Annotated in this window: 2 protein-coding genes; both read right to left on the bottom strand. The window is 48.6% G+C overall.

Annotated elements, in window-relative coordinates; genetic code table 11:
* Positions 1 to 272: 272 nt before the first annotated feature.
* Positions 273 to 3,491 (bottom strand): carbamoyl-phosphate synthase large subunit, encoded by a 3,219-nt coding sequence (gene carB / locus ACR0QN_RS13890; RefSeq protein WP_432651820.1) that lies wholly within the window; start codon positions 3,489 to 3,491, stop codon positions 273 to 275.
* A 190-nt stretch (positions 3,492 to 3,681) separates the two neighbouring features.
* The gene (locus ACR0QN_RS13885; RefSeq protein ID WP_432651819.1) at positions 3,682 to 4,272 is read right to left on the bottom strand and encodes a hypothetical protein; all 591 of its coding nucleotides are present in this window, start codon (positions 4,270 to 4,272) and stop codon (positions 3,682 to 3,684) included.
* Positions 4,273 to 4,440: the final 168 nt, after the last annotated feature.

Below are 4,440 nucleotides of genomic sequence, written 5' to 3'. Positions count from 1 at the left end.
TGAAATGTATGACACCTATGGAATATCACTCGGCAGCGGCGGCGTAAAAAATCCACCCTGCTGCGCAGCAGGGTGGATTTGAACAAACTCTAAATATTCTTTTGTTTTTTCAGCTGTCTACTTGACAGGGGGCACTCCAAACGCAGAGGCGGCTTATACTAAACACCTATTGAATTATGGGCACCTCTCGCCGCAAAATCCATATACGCAAGCTTTTGCGGCGATTTCTTCTCCATAATTCTAATAGTGTTTAGTATTAAATATTGCCTGTATTACTTTATTTCAGCGTGATAGGACTGAAGGGACTTCACACCGATGTGAGTGTTGTTCTTAACAGCCCTGATACCGTCAGCGCTTGCCTTGGCAGCCGCCATAGTGGTGATGTAGGGAACTCTGTGCCTGATAGCCTCCTTGCGGATATAGCTGTCATCATATGCGCTGGTCTTGCCTGCAGGGGTGTTGATGATAAGCTGAATTTCGCCGTTTGCTATCTCGTCCGCAATGTTGGGACGACCCTCGTAAATCTTGAAGATACGCTTTGCGGGAATGCCTGCGTCAATAATCATCTCGTAGCTCTTGCCCGTTGCAAGAATTTTGAAGCCCAGCTCATAGAAATCCTTAGCTATCTGAACAAGCTCGGGCTTGTCTCTGTCGCATACGCTGAGGAGAACTGTGCCTTCCTCGGGAAGTCTTGTCTGAGTAGCCTCCTCAGCCTTGTAATACGCCTCACCGAAGGAAGAGGAAAGTCCGAGGACTTCACCTGTGGAGCGCATTTCGGGACCGAGAACGGGGTCTACCTCCTGGAACATATTAAAGGGGAACACAGCTTCTTTAACGCCGTAATGTGTTATCTCCCTGTCACGCAGCTCGGGAACGGGAGACTTCTTTCCCGTAAGAGGAGCGGTCATTATCTCGGTGGCAATTTTCACCATATTTATGCTGCAGACCTTTGAAACGAGGGGAACAGTACGGGAAGCACGAGGGTTAGCCTCAAGAACATAGACCGTATCTCCCTCGATAGCATACTGCATATTCATAAGACCGCATACATTCATCTCAACAGCGATCTTCTTTGTGTAATCCTTGATAGTCTCGATCTGCTTTTCGGTGAGATTTTTAGCGGGGAGAATACAAGCGGAGTCGCCCGAATGAACGCCTGCCAGCTCAATATGCTCCATGACCGCAGGAACGAAGCAGTGCTCGCCGTCGGAAATAGCGTCCGCCTCGCACTCGGTGGCGTGATTTAAAAATCTGTCTATAAGAATGGGTCTGTCGGGGGTAACGCCAACAGCCGCAGACATATATACCCTCATCATCTCGTCATCGTGAACTATCTCCATACCTCTGCCGCCCAGAACGTAGGAGGGACGAACCATAACGGGATAGCCTATCCTGTTTGCTATCTCAAGAGCCTCGTCCACATTAACAGCCATACCCGACTCGGGCATAGGTATTCCAAGACGCTCCATCATAGCACGGAAATGGTCTCTGTCCTCCGCAAGGTCAATGGTCTCGGGAGATGTTCCAAGAATGTTTACGCCGTTCTTTTTCAGGTCAGCCGCAAGATTAAGAGGTGTCTGACCGCCGAACTGTGCGATAACTCCCACAGGCTTTTCCTTCTCGTGAATGCTCAGCACGTCCTCAAGGGTAAGAGGCTCGAAATAAAGCTTGTCTGAGGTGTCATAGTCGGTGGAAACGGTCTCGGGGTTGCAGTTTACGATAATGGACTCAAAGCCCAGCTTTTTAAGTGCAAGAGCAGCGTGAACGCAGCAGTAGTCGAACTCGATGCCCTGACCTATTCTGTTGGGACCGCCACCGAGTATCATAATCTTCTTTCTGTCCGAAACGGGGCTCTTGTCCTCGGGCAGATGATAGGTTGAGTAGTAATAAGCAGCGTCCTGTGTGCCGCTTACGTGAACGCCTTCCCAGGCTTCTCTGATACCATATTTGTATCTTGCGTTCCTGATATCCTCTTCGGGCACAGAAAGTATCTGGCTGAGATATCTGTCGCTGAAGCCATCAAGCTTTGCCTGACGGAGAGCCTTTTCATCGGGGACCTGACCCTTATTTTTCATAAGCTCCTCTTCTTCATTAACCAACTGAAGAGACTGCTCGATGAACCAGTGCTTTATCTTTGTAAGCTCGTATATCTCGTCAACGGTGGCACCCTTGCGGAGAGCCTCGTAAATAATAAACTGTCTCTCGCTGGAGGGATATCTCAGCTTTTCAAGCAGCTCTTCCTTGGAAAGCTTATTAAAATCCTTTGCAAAGCCAAGACCGTATCTGCCTGTTTCAAGGCTGCGGATAGCCTTCTGGAAAGCCTCCTTGTAGGTCTTGCCGATGCTCATTACCTCGCCGACCGCTCTCATCTGAGTGCCCAGCTTGTCCTCAGCACCCTTGAACTTCTCAAATGCCCAGCGGGCAAACTTGATAACAACATAGTCTCCGTCGGGAACATATTTGTCAAGCGTTCCGTACTTTCCGCAGGGAATTTCTTTAAGTGTAAGACCGCAGGCAAGCATAGCCGAAACAAGGGCAATAGGGAAGCCCGTAGCCTTAGAAGCAAGAGCGGAGGAACGAGATGTACGGGGATTTATCTCGATAACAACGATCCTTCCCGAAACGGGGTCGTGAGCAAACTGACAGTTGCAGCCACCGATAACGTCAATAGCCTCAACGATCTTGTAAGCCTGCTCCTGCATTTTCTTCTGAACGTCCTCGGAAATGGTGAGCATAGGAGCAGAGCAGAAGGAATCACCGGTATGAACACCGATGGGGTCGATATTTTCAATAAAGCAAACGGTGATGATGTTGTTCTCGGCGTCTCTTACCACCTCAAGCTCAAGCTCTTCCCAGCCGCTTATGCATTCCTCAACAAGCACCTGACCCACAAGGCTCGCCTGCAGACCTCTCTCGCAGACAACTTTAAGCTCGTCCACATTGTATACCATACCGCCGCCTGCGCCGCCCATAGTGTATGCAGGACGGAGAACAACGGGATATTTAAGCTCCTCGGCAATCTTTACGGCTTCATCAACGGAATAAGCCACCTGACTGCGTGCCATTTCAATGCCCAGCTTGTTCATAGTGTTCTTGAACTCAATGCGGTCCTCGCCACGCTGGATAGCGTCAACCTGAACGCCTATGACCTTAACGCCGTACTTTTCAAGCACTCCCGCCTCGGAAAGCTCGGAGCAGAGGTTAAGACCCGACTGACCGCCCAGATTTGGCAGCAATGCGTCGGGGCGTTCCTTTTCAATGATCTGAGTGAGCCTGTTCAGATTAAGAGGCTCAACATAGGTGATATCCGCAACATCGGGGTCTGTCATAATGGTTGCGGGGTTAGAGTTTACAAGTACGATCTCGTAGCCCAGGTTACGGAGCGCCTTGCACGCCTGTGTGCCCGAATAGTCAAACTCGCAGGCCTGACCGATGATAATAGGACCTGAGCCTATTATCATAATTTTGTTAATGTCCTGTCTTTTTGGCATAATTAAATCTCCCTGTTCCGCCGTATCAGCGGATTTTTATTTGCCGTTTATACTTTCCTCTGCTGCAAACGTAACAAAGCAGAAAGAATAACGGCATCTTCCTATGATAATAATACCATAATCATCGGATAATTGCAAGCAGATTATCAAAAAAATGCCGAAAAAGCAGGTCTTATATGAGACTGAGCCGTTATGCGCCGTACCTTACGGAATTTAAAATGCTCATAATAAGCTCACGGTCTATCCTGCAATGCTCCGAAGCATATTCGTCAAGCCTTTGGTTCATAAGCTCCATATAATCCTCAATTGACTGCGACTGCTCCTTTTTTGTACTTGCTGCGGAGGCAGTGCCGAGTATGCCGTCCTTTTCTCTGCCTAATGAGTAAAACGCCGCAGCTCTTTCAGCTTTCTGCGCCCTTTTTTCAATGCTTTCGCTGAGAAGCTTGTTAAGCCCGTCGTACTCCTCCTCGGTGAATTTCCCTGCGGCATAAGCCTCGTCCAGCCGCTTGGCAATTCCGCCGAAATATTCGCCAAGCCTTTTTTCGTCGGGAACGCCGTTTTTACATCCTTTTCCCAGCCTGAGGTTACAGTCGGCTTTTATAAACATCATTGTGGCAGGATCGTTAAAGTCCATATCCCCCGAAACAGTAAACTCGTCCGACCTTCGTTTGTTTCCCTCCTGCCCGAGTACGGCGATATCAGCCGCACCCTTAGTCATAGGCGGCTTTTGCCCGGTAAGTATCTCATAAGCCTCAGCGTTTGTCATACTTGTGATGTTCATTTTAACGCTTCCTTTCCGATGTATAATTTTAGGTAACCTCTAAAAACCCTGGTATTTAAACAAGCGGAATTATATGAGGAAAATTTTCCGTGTCAAAAGCCGAAACAGCCTCTATTTGACCACAAAATCCCCTCTATTATTGCCCTTTTTCCTCAAAAGGGCGCAGTT

Source organism: Huintestinicola sp. (assembly GCF_050874005.1).
Classification (GTDB): domain Bacteria; phylum Bacillota; class Clostridia; order Oscillospirales; family Ruminococcaceae; genus Huintestinicola.
Note: the sequence above shows the minus strand (reverse complement) of the source record. Positions and strands in the feature narration are given on the sequence as shown.